A 19,315-nucleotide genomic window follows, 5' to 3' on the forward strand; every position below is an offset into this window, starting at 1 on the left:
TTCCGCTTCGCTGGAGTTTTCTAAATTCTCGCAAAAAAACGCCAGCTTTCGCCAGCGTTTGACTTATTCATTATGCTATTGATTGAGGTCGGGACGGTGACCCGTTACAAGGTACACGGTGCTCTCGCCAATGTTCGTCGCATGGTCGGCGATCCGTTCAATGTAACGGCCCACCATGATCAGCAGCATCGCCTGATTGGCCGAATCCGGATCGGAGGTTAGATGCGCATACAGATCCTGCAGAATGACGCTGTACAAATGATCGACCTGATCGTCATCCTGGGCCATTTTATAAGCCAGGTCCGTATTTTCCGTCAGATAGGACTCGATGGATTCCGAAACCATCGCACGCACCAAATCCGACATCCGCGGAAGATCCACCAAAGGCTTGATCAGTTTCTGGCCTTGCAGACGGATCGTAACTTTAGCGACATCCCGCGCCAAGTCTCCCATACGCTCCAAATCGCTGGCGATTCGGAAAGCAACCAAAATCCGGCGCAAATCCTTCGCCACAGGCTGCTGGGTCACGATCAAGCGGGAGCCGATGTCCATGATCTGCTCTTCCATTGTGTTTAACTGCACATCGTTCTTGATAACCGCCTGCGCTTTCTCCGCATCCAAGGTCTGGAGAGACTCTACACTGCTTGCCAGTGCCTCCTCCATATGCTTGCCCATATCCTGCAGCAAGGTTTTCAGCTCATCAAGCTGCTGATCAAACTCAATTCTCCGGATCATATGTGATGCTCCTCCTATCTACTTTTAAGAAAGATCATAGTCGTCATAATGGCTTAACCGAAACGGCCCGAGATATAATCCTCGGTACGTGCATCCGACGGTGTCGAGAACAGCGTATCGGTGTTTGCGGATTCAACCACTTCGCCATTCAGGAAAAACACCGTCTGCCCAGATACGCGTGCAGCTTGATGCATGTTGTGCGTTACCATAACGATGGTATATTTGCTCTTCAGCTCTTGCACCAGCTCTTCGATCTTCAGCGTCGAGATCGGGTCCAGCGCGGACGTGGCTTCGTCCATCAGCAGGATATCCGGCTGTACGGCAAGTGCCCGGGCAATGCACAGACGCTGCTGTTGGCCGCCGGACAAGCTCAGCGCGGACCGCTTGAGATAATCTTTGACTTCATCCCACAGCACGGCTTGTTTCAAGCTTTGTTCCACGATTTGATCAAGCTCCGCTTTACTGCGGATACCGTGGAGACGAGGCCCGTAGGCGATGTTGTCATAGATCGATTTAGGAAACGGGTTCGGCTGCTGGAATACCATCCCTACCTGCTTGCGCAGGGCTTCAACGTGAACTTCCTCGCTGTAGATTTCGGTCCCGCCGATCTGCACGCTGCCTTCAATCCGTGTGGAAGGAATCATGTCGTTCATCCGATTCAGCGTACGCAGCAGCGTTGACTTACCACAGCCCGACGGTCCGATAAACGCCGTCACCGTTTTCTCCGGAATGTCCAGATCCACGTTTTTAAGTGCATGATACGTGTCGTAGTAAAGGTTTAATTTCTTAATCTGTATGATGGATTCCATATCTTATTCATGTCTCCTTTTTCACGATTAGATCTGCTTATGCGTATCTTAGATGTTCTTCGAATACTTGTTCCGGATCCATACGGCTGCAATGTTCATGATGAACAGCATGATGAGCAACAGAATAATACCCGAAGCCGCCAGTTCGTGGAAAGCCTCACTTGGTCTTGATACCCAGTTAAAGATCTGGATCGGCATGACAGTAAACGAATCGAGCAGATTTTCCGGCAAGAAGGCCACGTACGTTAAGGCACCAATCATGATCAGCGGTGCGGTTTCACCGATCGCACGAGACAAAGCCAGGATAACCCCGGTCATAATTCCTGGAATCGCTGACGGGAGCACGGCGCTGGATACCGTTTGCCATTTCGTTGCGCCCAGCGCATAAGAAGCATCGCGCCGGTTCTTAGGCACGGCGCGAAGCGCCTCCTGAGCGGCAACGATAATAATCGGCAGCACCAGCAGCGTCATCGTTAATACCCCGGAGAGCAGGCTGCGGCCAAGATTCATGCCGCGTACAAAAATCGCCAGTCCCAGGATACCGTATATAATAGAAGGAACCCCTGCAAGCGTACTGATATTCAGCTGAATCAGCCGAACCCAGCGGCTGCGTCCTGCATACTCTTCGAGAAAGATCGCTGCGCCCACGCCTAGTACGAAGGACAGCGGGGCCATGAGCAGAAGCAGATAAACCGTGCCGACAATCGGCGATTTCAGTCCTGCTTTATCCGCGATACGTGACGGAAAGTTGGTGAACAGATCAGGTGAGAGTCTGTGAACACCATCCATCACGATCGTGACAATCAAAGCCATCAAGGCAAGAATACCGATACTGGTACAAGCCAGGAATATCATGTGCAGCGTCTGGTCACTACGGCGTCTCCGGTTGATTCCTTTGCTATCTCCCAGATTCAATTGTTCCATCTAGTATTCCTCCCTGAAGCGGCGAGCGACCCACTGCGCCAATATATTAAGCAAGAAGGTGATGACAAACAAGGTCAGACCTACCGCAAAAATCGTGCCGTATTCAATCGTTCCGCGCGGAACATCCCCCATACTTACCTGAACGATATAAGAAGTCATCGTCTGAATGCTATCCAGCGGATTCAGCGTCAGCTGCGGCGTAGCGCCGGCAGCAACCGTTACGATCATCGTTTCGCCAATCGCGCGCGAGAATGCCAATACGAAGGATGATACGACCCCCGACAGAGCGGCAGGCAGCACAATTTTCAGCGCAACCTCAAATCGGGTAGCACCCAGCGCGTATGCTCCGTGACGAAGGCTTTTAGGTACCGCGCGCATCGCATCTTCACTTAGAGACGAAATCATAGGCAGGACCATGATCCCTACCACAATACCCGCACTTAGCGCATTGAATATACCCATATCGGGAAAAATCTTTTGAAGGAATGGCGTTACCGTTTCAAGCGCAAAATATCCATAAACAATCGTTGGTACACCAGCCAATACTTCGAGCACTGGCTTTACAACCCCCCGAACCCGGGCAGGAGCGTATTCATTAAGATAAATAGCGCATGCCAAGCCGATAGGCACTGCGAATAAGATCGCAATGCCTGTAATCAGCAATGTGCCGCCCAGCAGGGGCAGCACGCCGAATTCTTTTGGAGGGAGAATCGGACTCCATGTCGTTCCTGTCAGAAAGGACCATACAGGTACTTCCTTGAAGAAGATCACGGATTCCTGTAAAAGCGTATATACAATACCGATGGTAGTAAACACCGAAAGCATGGCACACAAGCCGAGCAGGATTGGAATGATTTTGTCTGAGGTGCGCGTTTTGCTTCGACGGAATGTCATGCTTTTTGTGTTTACCGCCACGGGTGAAGTTTTGTTCATTCTCCTCTTCCCTTTCTATCGGTTGCCCGAAGGATTCCCTTCGGGCATGTAGTCTTTAAATTATTTTGCCAACTTGTCTTTTTCTTCTTTGTACTGCTCATCTTGAAGCGGTACGAAACCAACTTCGCCAGCAAGACTAGCGGCATTATCAAGGTAGAAGTTCATGAACGCATTCACTTCTGGACGCTCAAGCTCTTTATCGTTAACATAGAGCAGCAGCGGACGGGACAATGGAGCATAACTGTTATCCTTGATCGTTTCCATGCTTGGAGCTACGGTAGCCGTACCGTTATCGATCGGAACCAGCTTCAATTTGTCTTGGTTCTCTTCATAGAACGAGAATCCGAAGTATCCGATGGAGTTCTTGTCGCCGGCAACCCCTTGTACAACTGCGTTTGTATCGGCACTGAACGTAATTTGGCTATCGTTTCTGCTTGCTTGCGCTTCACCGTTGATCGCTTCTGTGAAATAATCGAATGTTCCGTGGTCTGTACCTGGCGAGTAAATTTTGATTTCCTCTGCCGGCCATCCTTCACGAACGTCAGCCCATGTTTTTACAGTGCTGTTCGGCTCATAAATTTTCTTAAGCTCATCTACGCTCAATTTATCTACGAAATCATTGTCCGGGTTAACAACAACGGACAATCCGTCATAAGCTACCAGAACCTCATGATAGGTAATGCCTTTGGATTTTGCTTCTTCAGCTTCACTGTCTTTAATTGGACGGGATGCATTGGAAATTGGAATCTCTCCATTATTGAAGCGTTTGAATCCGCCACCTGTTCCGCCTGTTCCAATCGGAATGCGGACATCCGGGTTCGCTGCGCCGAACTCTTCAGCAATCGCTTCGGTTAATGGATGCAGTGTGCTGGAACCGTCAATTTCAATCGTTCCTGACAAAGCTGTTGCAGTACTTCCTTCGTTTTGCTGTGCTGAACCGTTGTCTGTATTTTCTCCGGAAGCACCGCCGGAAGTTGTTCCTCCTCCGCATGCCGCCAAAAGCGTGCTCAGCATTAACACCAATACTAGAATACCTGCTGGTTTACGACCCCTTCTTTTAAACAAACGAATCCACTCCTTCAAAATGGTTGTTGTCTCTACTTCCTACTTACAATATTGATATTAATCCCGGAATGTAATAGCAGTTTCCGAGAAATGTAAACGCAGTGTAAAATATTTAATAAAAGTAGAGTTATAGATTCGAACTTTCTTCCATGATCGAATTTTCACCGGTGTTCATTCCGGCAAGCTCATCCTTGACCCGCTCCACACGTTTCACGGTTTCCTCGGCCAGTTGATAAACTTGATTACCGGACCTCTGAACCTCTTGAACGGCGTTGTCCATTTCATTAAACATCTGGGCACCTTCCGTTACATACCCCTCGCAGGATTGGATTTCCCTGAGCGATGAAACTGCCCCCTTGGCTGTATCTGCTGCCAGGCGCTGGATGTGCTCGAGCAGCTGCGATATGTCCCCTGACAGCTTGCGTGTTTGTTTTGCCAGCGATTGTACCTCTGCCGCAACCACTTGAAATCCCCGCCCATGCTCACCGGCATGAGCGGCTTCAATCGAGGCATTGATGGCCAGCAGACTGCTTTGGTTTGCAAGCTCGGTAATCATGCCGGTGATGGAAAATATACGGCTGGCATCGGCAGCGAGCTCGGAGGCCTGGCCTTCACGCTTCGTCATATCCTCCACAAGGCCAAGGTACGAGGTTCGGACAAGATCCAATTTCTCCTTCCCGGTTTGTGACCACTCCCTCATGCGTATACATTCCGAGTTTGTTCTCGCTGCTGCCGTTCGGACTTCAGTTAACGAGGATTGAATGTTCCGGGTATGCCGGTAGCTTTCCTGCAGGATCAGTTCCCGCTTCTCTTCCGCTTCCGCTTGAAGCCCGCTGGACAGACTCATCAGATCCCGGACGGTAAGCACGCCCAGCAGCCGGTCAGCCTCCGTGATCAGGACACAATCGTAAAATTTTGAATCCGGGCGCTGCAGGGACCATTCCAGCAGCGTTCCGACCTTCTCGGAAATATCGACACGCATCGGTTGATGGTCCGCAAACTGAAAGGCTGGCTTGGAGTAATACAGGTCAACGGCAAACCTGCCCATCATTCGCTGGTAAAAGACATCCCGCATGATCAGTCCTGCCGGTGTATCCGCCTCATCGCAATAAATAACGCACGGAATACGGTAGTCCTTCGCAAACACATTCAGCACATCGAGGCAGGATTCAGATTTTCTTATAACAGGGACCCTTCTTATGTAATGCCGATATAATGCGCCTGCTTCAGGATCGCTTGTTACTTGTCCATCAAGTTCCGGCTCTACCTCCATCTTCATTCTCTCTGTCTGATTCGGTTTGGTTTGAAGCAGTGTCATGCGCCTTCACCCCTTCTTCATCTGGTCCTTTAGACGCATCTTACCGGACAAGTATTATGGGAATATACTCGAATGATTAAGGGAGTGTAAACTACGGAAGGATCATGGCCGGGATATGAGACATTAGACATGTCAGAATCAAACCAAAGACCCAAAAAAAAAGACCCCTCATCATTTCAAACGGAATGATGGGAGCCTTTTTTCGGATTCACTACGAGTTTATAACCAACCCCGCGAATGGAGTCAATGTGTACAGATTCAGGATCGAGCTCAAGCTTCTTGCGCAGGGAACTCACATGAACGTCCACGGTTCGCTGACCGCCGATATAATCGAAGCCCCAGACCACGTTCATCAGATCATCCCTCGTTAACACTACGCCCGGTTTTTTGGCCAGGTAGAGCAGCACCTCAAATTCTTTCGGCCGGAGATTAATGCTCTGACCGCCAAGCCGGACCTCGTATTTCTCAGGATAGATTTCCAGCTGTCCAAGTGAAATGACGTTTCCTTGATGGTCTGTCGTCTTTACTTCATCGGCGTGACCGGACACCCGGCGCATGACGGCCGATACACGGGCCAGCAGCTCAGATACGCCAAATGGCTTGGTAATATAGTCATCCGCCCCCATCTTCAGACCTTGAACAACTTCCTCCTCGGCGTTCTTCGCGGTCAGAATGATGATCGGCGTGGTAATTCCGTTGCTGCGAAGCTTCTCTAAAATCTGAAAGCCGTTCATGCCAGGCAGCATGACATCCAGCAGAATCAGATCATATTCATGATGCGACGCTTTCTCGTAACCTGCGGTACCGTGTTCCTCTACCTCGACTTGAAAACCTTCCTGTGTCAGATTGTAGGACAACAGCCGCGAAAGTGTCGGCTCATCTTCAATAACAAGCATGCGTTGCGTCAATGTTACCCCCGCCCTTATCTTGATAATTGGACTGCTAAATGCAAGTATATCAACAGAATGTTAACGGAGTGTTAACTTCCTGTATCGGCCGTTTCCTGCAATACCGGGAGCTCAATGATGAAGGAGCTGCCGATTCCCAGCTCGCTCTCCACCTTGATGGTTCCGTGATGAAGATCCACCAGATGCTTCACGATCGATAGTCCAAGCCCCGTTCCGCCTGATCCGCGCGAACGCGCTTTATCCACCCGATAGAATCGTTCAAATATACGGGGAAGGTCTTTCTTCGGAATGCCAATCCCGGAATCCTTAACAATGAATTCCACAATATCCTCGGCATTCCCATTACTATGCTTTTCACGAGCCGTTAATTTTACTCGTCCGCCTTCTTGCGTGTAACTGATCGCATTCGAGAGCAGATTCATAAAGATCTGGCGAAGCTTGTCCTCGTCCCCCTCCATAAACAGCTCTTCCGGAATGTCGAGCTCCAGGCTGATCCGCTTCTTCTCCGCGACCGTGCGCATCATTTCGGATATCGTATCGAAGAACGCCGACAGATGAATCGGCGAGTAATCCATCTGAATCCGCTTGGATTCGATCTTGGACAGCTCCAGAATGTCACCGATCAGCCGGTTCAGCCGTTCGGACTCGTCATAGATAATCTGGAGGAAGGAGCGCGATGTCTTCTCATCAGTAACCCCGCCGCCAAGCAGCGTTTCGGCAAATCCTTTAACCGCGGCAAGCGGAGTCTTCAGCTCATGAGACACGTTGGCTACGAATTCGCTCCGCATGCGTTCAAGTCTGCGGATATCACTTACATCCTGCAGCAGGAACAGCATGCCTCGATAAGACTCCTGCTCTTCCTCTTGCATCATCGCAACCCCATCCAGGCGGATGATCGATTCCACCGGATAATAAATGTTGCGCTCCTCATGGAAGCCTTCCTTGCTCTCCAGGCCTTCCTCCATCAGTTTGGTCAATTCATAATGCTGCTTAAGCTCACGGTACGATTTGCCAGTTATCACTTCGGCATTAATGCCGAGCATTTTCTCGGCAGCACGGTTCACAAGAATGATCTGGCCTGCCCCGCTCACCATGACAATACCGCCTGTCATATTGTTTAGAACGCTTTGCAGCAAATCTTCATTATCCCGTATCGTCCGCAGCTGGGTCTGTAGGCTGTCGGCCATGCCGTTAATGGCTTGCGCCAATTGACCGATTTCGTCTTTACGGTGAATCTTCACCCTCGCATCATATTCAAGGCGCGATATCCGTCTGGCTACGCGCGTGATCTTCTCCAGCGGCGATGTCAAGCCCTTGGCAACGCGATAACTCACCAAGGCAGCAATCAGGAACAGCACCAGCAGGCCGATCCCCATGACAGTCCAGCCTTGTTTGACTCCCTGGTCCACTTCCTTGAGACTGACGGACAATCTGACGAATCCGTCGAAATTCTCTCCGGCCTTGACCGGAAGAGCGACGTACAGCATGTCCTGCTCAAGCGTATCGCTCCGACGAATGGTACTCCCGCGGCCTTCTTTTACCGCTTCAAGCATCTCCTCACGATAAGCGTGGTTATCCATGGTTAACGGATCACTCTCCGAATCCCCGATAACCTTACCATCCTTCAATATAAACGTCACTCTCGCATCGGACAGTTCCTCAAGCTGCACGGATCTGTTGGTATAATACGAAAGAGCATCCGCGCTGTCCGTATCCGGAAACTCCATCATGGTCTGCAGAAGCCGTATCTCCCGGACCATATTGTCCTCCAGCAGCTGAATATGGGACTGCTTGAATACCGTCACCATAGCCAGTCCTGCCGCGAGCATAGATAACCCAATTAAAGTAAGCATAATTAGAGTCAAACGATTGCGATACTGCCTCATGGTCTCTCCTCTTTCTGCCGCGTGGTCATTTTGGATAACTTACCGTCCGTGTGCGTCTTCGGTGAAATAACGCATGAATGATGGTTGCCGCCGGCTGCTGGAACATAATGCCCAGCACTACCGGAATCGAAGCCTGGGGCGAGAAATAAGTTGTAGCCAGCACCATCCCGAGTGATATATTACGCATTCCGGACGCGTATGTAAATGTAATTTGCATTTCCCGTGTCGGTCCCAGCATCGCATACGAGCCAAAATAACCAAGCAAATAACAGATCACAATCAGCGTGAAGACAACCGGGACGAGCACCAGCATCTCCTCTTTCATGCCTGCTGCATGGGGAGCGATGGCTGCTGCATTCAGCATAACCACAAGCATAAAAAACAGCTTCGATATCGGCTGGGCTACGGGAGCCGACCAGTCTTTAATCCGTCCTTTGGAACCTTCATACAGCATCACCCCGATCAGAGTGGGCAATACCACCATCGTCAGCAAATCGAGAATCAGCTCAGACGCATTCCAGGTAACCAGCGCATCCCCGATAAACATATCCATCAAAGCCGGGACGACTAGCGGACTGAGTATGGTATCCAGCACGACCACCGCTAAGATGAACGGAACGCTGCCGCCGGAGCTACCGACCCACATCACCGAGGATATCCCCAGCGGAATGATCGCAAATAACAGCAAGCCGATCGTATAATCCGAGTGCGCACCAAACACGGCCGAGCCCAGTCCATAGGCAAGCAACGGAGCTGCCGCATGGGCAAGAAAGAGCGTTAACATAACGGCAAAGGGGCGTTTTAGAACCCCTTGCAGATGACGGATCCCACAGCCAAGCGCCATAACCAGCGTGATATAACCGAATAGATAAGGAATCCAGTGAACAAAGTCCAGCAAAACATCCGAAAGCAGCCAGCCTAGCACCAGCGAGCCGGGAATCAAGAGAAAGGTGTACTTTTCAAACCAAGATGCAAAGGCCAGTCCAAAACTTCTCACCTGTTTCCTCCTATGACTGAATTGACGTATTTGACTTTCATCATAAACCGGAGCGTGCGAAAACCGCAACGAAAATTCGAAATAAGGGACCCAATCCCAAGCTCAACAAAAAAGCATCGACCGGCTCATTGTGGCCAATCAATGCTTCTTCATATGCTATGGATTAGGAGAACACCGGCTCTTTAAACATGGCCAGCTTCTCTGCCGAATCCTTGCTCACATCGGCATGCAGGCTGTTTCCGTGCGAATCCATCGTGACGATGGCGGCAAAGCCATCGACCTCCAAATGCCACATCGCTTCCGGAATGCCAAACTCCATGAAATCCACGCCGTTTACTTTTTTGATGCATCTCGCATAATACTGGGCGGCCCCGCCGATCGCATTCAGATACACGCCGCCATGCTCCTGCAGCGCTTGAAGCGTCTTCGGACCCATGCCGCCTTTTCCGATGACCGCGCGAATGCCGAATTTTTTCAAAATATCGCCCTGGTACGGTTCCTCACGAATGCTGGTTGTCGGGCCTGCCGCCTTGACATGCCATCCCTCTTCATCCTGCATCATAACCGGGCCGCAGTGATAAATCACGGATCCGTTCAGATCGATAGGAGCATCGTGATCCATCAGGTATTTATGGAGCGCATCCCGTCCGGTATGCATCTCGCCTCGGATAACCACCACATCCCCAACGCGCAGGGAACGAATTTGCTCCTCGCTGATTGGCGTCTGCAGGACCACCTCGCGGCTCTTGGAATCACTTGGTCCGGAGTCCTCGGCTTGAGAAACAGCCGTTTCGGAATTTGCGTTCATCTGCACCTCGCTGCCCGCTTCATACAGCCAGTCCGTGATCTCCCCGGTTTCCGGCTCGACCAATACGCCCTGACGACGGAACGCCCAGCAGTTATAAGCAACCGATACAAAAAAGCTTGCCGGCAAACGGTTCATCGCACCGATCTTGCAGCCGAGCAGCGTGACTTCTCCGCCAAAGCCCATCGTGCCGATCCCCAGCTTATTTGCATTTTCCAATATGTAATCTTCGAGCTTCGCCAAATCTTCATTCGGATTCACATCTTCCACATGACGGAACAGCTGATGCTTCGCAAGCTCATAACCGGTCGTCCGGTCGCCTCCGATGCCTACGCCGATAAATCCAGCGCTGCAGCCCTGACCTTGAGCTTGATACACGGCATGCATGATGCATTTGCGGATTCCGTCCAGATCGCGGCCCGCTTTCCCCAACCCTTCAAGCTCTGCGGGAAGACTGTATTGAATGTTTTTGTTCTCGCAGCCGCCCCCTTTCAGGATGAGACGGACGTCCACCTTATCCTGCTCCCATTGCTCGAAATGGATGACGGGCGTACCAGGACCGAGATTATCCCCGCTGTTAGCGCCAGTCAACGAATCCACCGAGTTTGGACGCAGCTTGCCATCCTTCGTGGCACGAATCACTGCAGAGTAAATCGCCTTCTTCATCTCGATTTGGTTCGCACCCACCGGTGTATGTACGATGAATGTTGGCATGCCGGTATCCTGGCAGATCGGCGATACTTCCTGCTCGGCCATCTCAATATTTTGAGCGATCGTTGCCAGTGCCAGCCCCGCTCGCGTTGCCGCATCCTCAGACGCTCGCCCGCGGTTGACTGCTCTTCGCACATCTCCGGGCAAATTCGTGGAGGTTTCTACAATCAGTCGATACATGCTCTCTTCAAATAATTTCATAACGTTGGTAAACTCCTCTCTTTCATAACCCAGACATGATAGCAAAAAAGAATCATTATAAACTGCCAATATTGTTATCATATCATATCATTTCGCACATGAAAGGGTTTACTTGAAAAAATGAAAGAGTAGAGAAAATGTGTTGATTTTCCCCGTCGCATCGACCATACCAATTCTATGAATCTCACATATATTGGTTAAGGAAAGGAGGTGATTGCTATGATGAAAGCCTCAATCTCCCAGGTGGTCTTTCCAAGACTTGCCCTGTTTAGAAATGAGTTTTACAGAGGACGCCGATTTGTGGTTCGTGGAAACGTCGGGATCCGCAATCTCGAGAGAACTTTCGGGGACATTGAAAGCTTGAGATTCTTCTCCACCAACTCCAATGCAACCCTGGTCCTGTTCTCGGAGACGAATTTCAGGGGCGCCTTCAGGGTGTTCCGAGGCAACACTAACATCGCTGATCTTGATGATATTATTCGCGGCGAAGAGCCGGAATCCATTATCAGCTCCAACCGTCGATTGACGCGCGCTCAGATCAGAGCGATTCGGGAAACCGGCGTGCTTCCATCCGGTTTCAGAAGCATCTGATTCACCTAAGCCAAGCCCCATAACCTCTCCTCTCACCCATGATAAAATAACGGACATCCGGGCCGAAGCCCCGGATGTCCGCTCTGTTTTCCATGTTATGTTGTAACTATCGGTTGTTAGCAAATGAATCGTCTTAGCCGTTAATCACTTCGCCGCCGTTCACGTGAATCACTTGGCCGCTCACATAGGAGGAGTCCGTCGAAGCAAGATATACATAGGCAGGAGCCAGTTCTTCCGGTTGACCCGGACGTTTCATCGGCTGGGTCGCCCCAAACTCGGCTACCTGATCCGGCGGGAACGTTGAAGGAATCAGCGGCGTCCAGATCGGTCCCGGGGCAACGGCATTCACTCGGATTCCTTGCCCGACCACGTTCATCGACAACGAACGCGTAAAGGCCACGATAGCTCCCTTGGTTGATGCATAATCCAGCAGCTGCGGACTTCCCCGATATGCCGTAATGGAGGTTGTATTAATAATCGAGCTTCCCTTGGACAGATGCGGCATCGCCGCCTGCGTCAGATAGAACATGCCGAATATATTCGTACGGAATGTCCGCTCCAATTGTTCTTTGGTAATATCCTCAATCTTTTTCTGTGGATGCTGTTCGGCTGCGTTGTTGACAAGAATATCGAGCTTTCCGAGCTTCTCCACGGTTTCGGTGACCGCATCGCGGCAAAATGCATCATCGCCAACGTCGCCGGCGATAAGCAGGCATTTACGGCCTTCCTGCTCCACCTGACGCTTGGTCTCTTCCGCATCCTTGTGCTCGCTCAAATACACAATGGATACGTCCGCGCCTTCCTTGGCATAGTGGACCGCAACCGCACGGCCGATTCCGCTGTCGCCTCCGGTAATTAGCGCAACCTTTCCTTGTAACTTACCGGCTGCTTTGTACTCGTTGCTTTCAAACTCCGGTTTTGGGTGCATCTCCGATTCGGTTCCGGGTCTGTGATCCTGATGCTGGGGCGGCAATGTTTGCTTCTGTTGATCTTGTGGCATATGAACATTTCTCCTTTCAGGTCAGTATCTCAAACTACCTCTCATAGGATGCGTTCGACGCGGCTTCTTATTCTCATAAAAAGCCCTTCGCTATTGTTTTTACCCATATTGAACGGGATCAAACGTAAGCGCGGCTCTTTTCCCGTAACAAAATCCCTCCTCAAAAACCGGGCCTTGCGCCTAAAGTCCAGTCAAGATTTTGCTGGGACCCCCGGAACATATAATTGCTGTAATATCAAAAAAACCGACCGAATATACGGACGGCTTCTCTTTCATATGTAGCTGTTCTTAGATGATGTCATTAAATACCATGAAGAAAATCATGACGAGCAGCAGGAGGGACAACAACGCGCTGAATGTACTAAGCTTACCAGTTTCTTCCTTCACTTCACGCTTCTCGCGGATTCCTGCAAGCGCATTCTTCAGGGGTTTGCCCATAATGCCTCCAATCGCAAACATCGCCAGCAGCAGAACCGTTACAATGATCATCCAAGGAACCGAATACTCGCCCTGGGACATCATATATCCGCCAGTCAACAACTGAATAACCAAACCGTACTGAGCAAAACGGTTCGCTACTCGAATTGTATTAACGGCTCCTTCTTGAGCGCCGAGAGACAGCTTCTGAATACCGCCAACAACAAACGGCAGGATCAAGTAAAACCCTAGCGCCGCCGTGCCGACCATATGCAGAAAAAATGTCACATTCCACATAAACAATTCCTCCAAAGTCATAAGTGTGATTTTTATTACATCAAGTTCATCGTCTCTTATTATACTGGAGAGATCATCCAAAGAAAAGCAATCCCGCCCCGAATCACGGGACGGGATTGCATTATTAGACGATTTTGTGAATCCTGATTCAATTACAGGTTCACAACCGAAGTTACGTTACGCACGGATTCCGCTGACTTATCAAGTGCAGCTTTCTCTTCGCCAGTCAGCTCAAGCTCGAAAATTCGCTCGATGCCGTCTCCGCCGAGAATGGCCGGAACGCCCATGAACAGGTTGTCATAACCGTACTCGCCTTCCAGAAGTGCAATAACCGGAATGATCCGTTTCTTGTCCTTCAGAATCGCTTCCGTCATTTGTACCAGGGAAGCAGCCGGCGCATAGTATGCGCTGCCGTTCCCCAGCAGGTTGACGATTTCGCCGCCGCCGACCCGGGTGCGCTGCACAATCGCTTCAATGCGCTCAGCCGGAATCAGCGTGTCGATCGGAATGCCGCCCACGCTAGAGTAACGAACGAGCGGAACCATGTCATCGCCATGGCCGCCCAGAACGAAACCGCGGACATCCTCAACGGATACGTTCAGCTCTTGCGCGATGAAGGTGCAATAGCGTGCCGTATCCAGTACGCCCGATTGACCGATTACGCGGTTCTTAGGAAATCCGAGTGTATTGTATGCCACATAGGTCATGGCATCCACCGGGTTACTCAGGATGATAACCGTGGAGTTCGGTGCGTGACTCTTCACGTTCTCACATACGGATTTTACGATCCCTGCATTGGTATTAACGAGATCATCGCGGCTCATACCCGGCTTGCGGGCTACACCTGCTGTAATGATTACGATATCGGAATTAGCTGCATCTTCATAGTTGGACGTACCGACTATGTTGCTGTCAAATCCTTGAACGGGACTTGCTTCGAGCATATCCAGCGCTTTACCTTTCGTTGGGTTCTCGAGCTGCGGGATATCCAGCAGCACCACATCACCCAGTTCTTTTTGAGCAAGCATCAGGGCGGTAGTCGCACCTGTAAAGCCAGCACCTACTACCGTAATCTTTTTACGAGTAATTGCCACGATGAATCTCCTCCTTACAGGTTTTTAATGATTTCGTCTGCGAACTCGGAGCATTTCACTTCGGTAGCGCCTTCCATCAGGCGGGCGAAGTCATAAGTCACCGTTTTGTTGTTGATGGATGTTTCCATACCTTTGTAGATCAGGTCAGCCGCTTCCTGCCATCCGAGGTGCTCAAGCAGCATTACGCCGGAGAGGATAACGGAACCAGGGTTGACTACGTCTTTGTCTGCATATTTCGGAGCTGTACCATGAGTCGCTTCGAAAATCGCATGTCCTGTTACATAGTTGATGTTAGCCCCTGGAGCGATACCGATACCGCCAACTTGTGCAGCCAGCGCGTCAGACAGATAGTCCCCGTTCAGGTTCAATGTCGCAATGACATCAAAGTCGGTTGGACGAGTCAGAACTTGCTGCAGCGCGATGTCGGCAATCGCATCTTTAACGATGATTTTGCCAGCTTCTTCAGCTGCTTTTTGAGCAGCGTTAGCCGCATCTACGCCGTCTTTGTCCTTGATGATATCGTATTGAGCCCAAGTGAACACTTTATCGCCGAATTCAGCTTCAGCCACTTCGTACCCCCAGTTTTTGAAGGCTCCTTCTGTAAATTTCATGATGTTGCCTTTGTGAACCAGTGTCACGGATTTGCGGCCATGCTTGATCGCATACTCAACCGCTGCACGCACAAGACGCTTGGAACCTTCAGAGGATACAGGCTTGATCCCGATACCGGACGTTTCCGGGAAGCGGATTTTGTTTGCTCCCATTTCGTCTTGAAGGAACTTGATCATTTTCTTCACTTCTTCGGAGCCTTCTTTATACTCAATACCTGCGTAGATATCTTCCGTGTTCTCACGGAAAATAACCATGTCAACCAGCTCAGGGCGTTTTACCGGAGATGGTACGCCGTTGAAGTAACGAACAGGGCGCAAGCAAGTATACAGGTCCAGCTCTTGGCGAAGGGCAACGTTCAAGGAACGGATACCGCCGCCGATTGGCGTTGTAAGTGGTCCTTTAATAGCAACGATGTACTCGCGAATCGCTTCAAGCGTATCGTTCGGGAGCCATTCACCGTATGTATTGTATGCCTTCTCACCGGCAAATACTTCATACCAGGCAATTTTCTTGGAACCGTTGTATGCTTTTTCTACGGCTGCATCAAGGACGCGCTTGGAAGCTTTCCAAATGTCACGGCCTGTACCGTCACCTTCAATAAAAGGAATGACAGGGTTGTTAGGCACCTGCAGGGTTCCGTTATCAATCGTGATTTTCTCGCCTTCGGTTGGTAATGCGAATTTTTCCAATTTCATGAGTATGAGTTCCTCCTTAGAATATGGTTCTTGTCTCTAGCCATTCCCAAAATACTCGCGTGAATAGGCACAGAGAAACCCGCCACCCGCGATTCAGTCACGTTTGAGCGGTTCTCTAGCCTATTGTACATGATTGCCAGCCACTTAGCGAAGTTCTATCGGCACATATTTTTGGTCGGTCATCCCTGTATACTCTGCGCGCGGGCGGATGATACGGTTGCCTTCATACTGCTCAAGAATGTGCGCAGTCCATCCGGATACACGGCTGATGGCAAAAATCGGCGTGAACAATTCCTGCTCGATGCCGAGCTGCGTATAGACCGATGCGGAATAGAAATCAACGTTCGGCTTCAGTCCTTTTTGGTTGGTAACCGTTTCGTCGATCAATACCGACATGTCGTACAGCGTGGTGTCGCCTTTCATTTCACCAAGCTCGCGGGACATTTTTTGCAGATGCTTCGCTCGCGGGTCGCCGTTTTTGTATACGCGGTGTCCAAAGCCCATAATTTTTTCACGGTTGTCCAGCTTCTCCTGAATGTAAGCCTGAGCCCGATCAATCGAACCGACTTCGTTCAGCATCTTCATGACGGCTTCATTCGCGCCGCCGTGCAGAGGTCCTTTAAGCGCGCCAATGGCGGAAGTAACGCCGGAATATATGTCGGACAGCGTGGCTACGGTTACACGGGCAGCAAACGTGGATGCGTTAAGCTCGTGATCCGCATGCAATACCAGTGCCTGGTCCAGAGCCTTGATCGAAGTCTGATCAGGGTCTTCGCCTCTGAGCATATACAGGAAATTCTCCGAGATGGAGACGCCGGCTTTCGGAGCCACCGGCTCTTTGCCCTGACGAACACGGGCGATGGCAGCAATGATCGTCGGAAGCTGCGCTTGAAGTTTAACCGCTTTCTTCTCGTTCGATTCACGGCTCATATCGTCGCCTTCGGCGTCATACAGAGCAAGCGCGGATACAGCTGAGCGAAGCGCAGCCATCGTATTGGTATCCTTCGGATACAATTTGATCTGCTGGATAAGCTCATCCGGAATGGCAGCATAGTCGCTCAAATCTTGTTGAAGGGCTTTAAGCTCTTCGGCATTCGGAAGTTTTCCGAACCAGAGCAGATAGGCTACCTCTTCAAAACTTGCATGTTCTGCGAGATCGTCAATATCATATCCACGGTAAGTCAGAACGCCATCGACGATCGAACTAATCGCGGAGGTGGTAGCTACAATGCCTTCCAAACCCTTGGTAGCTGTCATGCAACATCTCTCCTTTATGATCGGGATAAACTGAACTATTTTGACAATCATGAAAACATTTTCATGAAGTCGGATAAAAAAGAAAAACGCGCAAAAAAATTGCTATGGTCCTAGTCACAAACCTTCTCATATCATACTGGATTTTGTCTGATATGTGAACATGAGCAGCGACATTCGCCGCATCAAATTGTTTTATCGACACCATAAACATTTTTTTGAAATCACTTACAATTCCATTATACCTGTGATAATTCTCATTGTCGAATCATGAAGACAAGCGTTTTCCAACTCTTTATCCTTATATTGAAACTCCTTGCATACGTATAGGAATGAGCGATTCTGCTCGTCCCTGAAGTGCTGCAAAGGAGTGTGATTGTTTGGAACGATTGATGCTCAAGCGTTTTGGCCGGGCAGTGTGGGTGCTGTCTTCCACCTTCGTGATCGCCTATTTGATATATGTACTGCTGCCGCTGCTTTATCCCTTCCTTCTGGCCTGGATCATCGCCTATGCCATGAATCCTTGCGTCCACCTGCTTCAACGGAGTTTGAAGCTGCCGCGGTGGCTCGCTGTCACGTTGTCCCTGCTGCTGTATTTCGGAGCGGCTCTGCTGATCCTCACTGCGGCTGTCACCAGACTGGTCAAGGAGCTGATTATCCTGTCCCAGTCCTTCAATCTCCATATTGATGCCTGGATGGAATGGCTGACGTCCTGGACGCAGAATGATAGCTTCCAGAATATCATCAATGAGATTAGCCGGTTCTATCAGAACAACCCGAATTATCACGATACCATCAATCAGAATATTACCCGCACAACGCAAACGATTGGCACGGCCGTGACCGATTTAGTTACTGGTATTTTTAACGGAATTTTGCAAATTATTTATTACCTGCCGAACTTAGGCACCATTCTCATCGTCGTTTTGCTGTCCACGTTCTTTCTCAGCAACAGCTGGGAGCGCCATAATCGCGCGCTTCTCCGCATCCTGCCCAACGTCATTCGCAAACCCATGGTCTATATCTTCTCAGATCTGAAAAAAGCGTTGTTCGGATTCGCGAGGGCCCAGCTGATCCTCATCTCCATCACGGCCCTTATCGTCATGATCACCCTTTATGCGCTCGGGGTCGATTCCGCCTTCTCCATCGGTCTTCTGATCGGCTTGGTGGATCTTCTCCCATACCTGGGCGTCGGCATCGTTCTGATCCCTTGGTCGCTGTATGCCTTTATGACGGGCGACCTGACGCTCGGCATCGGACTGACCGTCCTGTACAGCATCATCCTGATCGTCAGGCAGATCATGGAGCCCAAGGTGCTCGCCAGCAGTGTGGGACTGGACCCGCTCGCCGCCCTGCTGGGCATGTTCGTCGGGCTCAAGCTGTTCGGCATTCTGGGGCTGATTGTAGGTCCCGTGTCGCTTGTCATCCTGGATGCTTTTCACCGGGCCCATGTATTCAAGGACCTTAGGAATTATATTATCGGGGGCAGGTTCAGGTAGCAGTCGGACGGACATGTTTGACTCATCATAGCGCTATGGTGATCAGATTATCATAGGATTGATAGAGGTGCTTCCTGGTCTTCCCTGATACTTCCGGAGCTCTCTCGTGCTCCATGCATAAATAGACCGGCCCTTGAGGGGCCGGTCTTATGGGTGATGCCTGTTTGTATTATCTGCGAAATATCGTAATCTTGCCGTTTTTCATATTTTTCTTCATCCATTTCAACAGCAAAATCCGATACAGCGGGCGAGTCAGCGGAAATATCAGCGTAAATCCGATAATGTCAGTTACAAAACCCGGCAGAATAAGTAGTACTCCACCCGCAAATATACATAGGCCATCGGCCATGGAAGCACCCGGAACCATGCCCGAATTCATTCTCTGCTTGGCATCTTCCATCGCTTTGCGACCTTCGAACCTCATCATGGCCACGCCAACCGCAGAGGTCAGCAGCGTCAATAGCAAGGTATTCATGCCGCCCACGCGATCCGCAACGAACTGGAAGCCGAATATTTCAATAGCAGGCACGAAGATAATCGCTGCCAGCAACCATTTGAACATGA

The 19,315-nt window shown here is 50.3% G+C and carries 18 protein-coding genes; 2 read left to right on the top strand and 16 right to left on the bottom strand.

The window, feature by feature from the left end; genetic code table 11:
* Positions 1–75: 75 nt before the first annotated feature.
* The 10 genes from phoU to PLA01S_RS17315 form a co-directional block, all read right to left on the bottom strand.
* Positions 76–735, bottom strand: a complete 660-nt coding sequence (gene phoU, locus PLA01S_RS17270) for a phosphate signaling complex protein PhoU (protein ID WP_100538785.1) — start codon at positions 733–735, stop codon at positions 76–78.
* 53 nt (positions 736–788) lie between these two features.
* Positions 789–1,544: a phosphate ABC transporter ATP-binding protein PstB gene (pstB, locus tag PLA01S_RS17275; protein WP_113057485.1), complete on the bottom strand. Its 756-nt coding sequence runs from the start codon at positions 1,542–1,544 to the stop codon at positions 789–791.
* 48 nt (positions 1,545–1,592) lie between these two features.
* On the bottom strand, positions 1,593–2,468 hold the full coding sequence (pstA, locus tag PLA01S_RS17280) for a phosphate ABC transporter permease PstA (protein ID WP_100538787.1): 876 nt from the start codon (positions 2,466–2,468) through the stop codon (positions 1,593–1,595).
* On the bottom strand, positions 2,469–3,362 hold the full coding sequence (pstC, locus tag PLA01S_RS17285) for a phosphate ABC transporter permease subunit PstC (RefSeq protein WP_243390879.1): 894 nt from the start codon (positions 3,360–3,362) through the stop codon (positions 2,469–2,471).
* 99 nt (positions 3,363–3,461) lie between these two features.
* Positions 3,462–4,466, bottom strand: a complete 1,005-nt coding sequence (locus PLA01S_RS17290) for a PstS family phosphate ABC transporter substrate-binding protein (protein WP_127593297.1) — start codon at positions 4,464–4,466, stop codon at positions 3,462–3,464.
* A gap of 127 nt (positions 4,467–4,593) precedes the next feature.
* Positions 4,594–5,784 (bottom strand): methyl-accepting chemotaxis protein, encoded by a 1,191-nt coding sequence (locus PLA01S_RS17295; protein ID WP_127593298.1) that lies wholly within the window; start codon positions 5,782–5,784, stop codon positions 4,594–4,596.
* Between the two features lie 176 nt (positions 5,785–5,960).
* A complete protein-coding gene (locus PLA01S_RS17300; RefSeq protein WP_100538791.1) occupies positions 5,961–6,692 on the bottom strand; it encodes a response regulator transcription factor in 732 nt (243 codons plus the stop codon).
* A 71-nt stretch (positions 6,693–6,763) separates the two neighbouring features.
* Entirely contained in the window at positions 6,764–8,578 is a 1,815-nt protein-coding gene (gene pnpS / locus PLA01S_RS17305; RefSeq protein ID WP_127593299.1) for a two-component system histidine kinase PnpS, read from the bottom strand.
* Between the two features lie 25 nt (positions 8,579–8,603).
* Positions 8,604–9,575, bottom strand: a complete 972-nt coding sequence (locus PLA01S_RS17310) for a bile acid:sodium symporter family protein (protein ID WP_127593300.1) — start codon at positions 9,573–9,575, stop codon at positions 8,604–8,606.
* Positions 9,576–9,738: 163 nt separating this feature from the next.
* Entirely contained in the window at positions 9,739–11,292 is a 1,554-nt protein-coding gene (locus PLA01S_RS17315) for a fumarate hydratase (protein WP_127593301.1), read from the bottom strand.
* A 219-nt stretch (positions 11,293–11,511) separates the two neighbouring features.
* Between PLA01S_RS17315 and PLA01S_RS17320 the strand changes: the two genes are divergently transcribed.
* Positions 11,512–11,883 (top strand): hypothetical protein, encoded by a 372-nt coding sequence (locus PLA01S_RS17320; RefSeq protein WP_127593302.1) that lies wholly within the window; start codon positions 11,512–11,514, stop codon positions 11,881–11,883.
* A gap of 133 nt (positions 11,884–12,016) precedes the next feature.
* Here the strand turns inward: PLA01S_RS17320 and PLA01S_RS17325 are convergent, their stop codons facing one another.
* The 5 genes from PLA01S_RS17325 to citZ form a co-directional block, all read right to left on the bottom strand.
* A complete protein-coding gene (locus PLA01S_RS17325) occupies positions 12,017–12,883 on the bottom strand; it encodes an SDR family oxidoreductase (RefSeq protein ID WP_127593303.1) in 867 nt (288 codons plus the stop codon).
* Positions 12,884–13,171: 288 nt separating this feature from the next.
* Complete coding sequence (locus PLA01S_RS17330; RefSeq protein WP_100538796.1) at positions 13,172–13,597, bottom strand: hypothetical protein; 426 nt, start codon at positions 13,595–13,597, stop codon at positions 13,172–13,174.
* Positions 13,598–13,749: 152 nt separating this feature from the next.
* Positions 13,750–14,691, bottom strand: a complete 942-nt coding sequence (mdh, locus tag PLA01S_RS17335; RefSeq protein ID WP_100538797.1) for a malate dehydrogenase — start codon at positions 14,689–14,691, stop codon at positions 13,750–13,752.
* 14 nt (positions 14,692–14,705) lie between these two features.
* Positions 14,706–15,998, bottom strand: a complete 1,293-nt coding sequence (gene icd, locus PLA01S_RS17340) for an NADP-dependent isocitrate dehydrogenase (RefSeq protein ID WP_100538798.1) — start codon at positions 15,996–15,998, stop codon at positions 14,706–14,708.
* Between the two features lie 144 nt (positions 15,999–16,142).
* Positions 16,143–17,255 (bottom strand): citrate synthase, encoded by a 1,113-nt coding sequence (citZ, locus tag PLA01S_RS17345; protein WP_100538799.1) that lies wholly within the window; start codon positions 17,253–17,255, stop codon positions 16,143–16,145.
* Between the two features lie 377 nt (positions 17,256–17,632).
* Between citZ and ytvI the strand changes: the two genes are divergently transcribed.
* Positions 17,633–18,751 carry a sporulation integral membrane protein YtvI gene (ytvI, locus tag PLA01S_RS17350; RefSeq protein WP_127593304.1) on the top strand — a complete coding sequence of 373 codons (1,119 nt, stop codon included), beginning with the start codon at positions 17,633–17,635 and terminating at the stop codon, positions 18,749–18,751.
* Between the two features lie 169 nt (positions 18,752–18,920).
* Here the strand turns inward: ytvI and PLA01S_RS17355 are convergent, their stop codons facing one another.
* On the bottom strand, positions 18,921–19,313 hold the full coding sequence (locus PLA01S_RS17355; RefSeq protein WP_098748409.1) for an FxsA family protein: 393 nt from the start codon (positions 19,311–19,313) through the stop codon (positions 18,921–18,923).
* Between the last annotated feature and the right edge of the window lie 2 nt (positions 19,314–19,315).

The organism is Paenibacillus lautus NBRC 15380, from assembly GCF_004000945.1.
In the GTDB taxonomy this organism is placed as follows: domain Bacteria; phylum Bacillota; class Bacilli; order Paenibacillales; family Paenibacillaceae; genus Paenibacillus_AQ; species Paenibacillus_AQ lautus.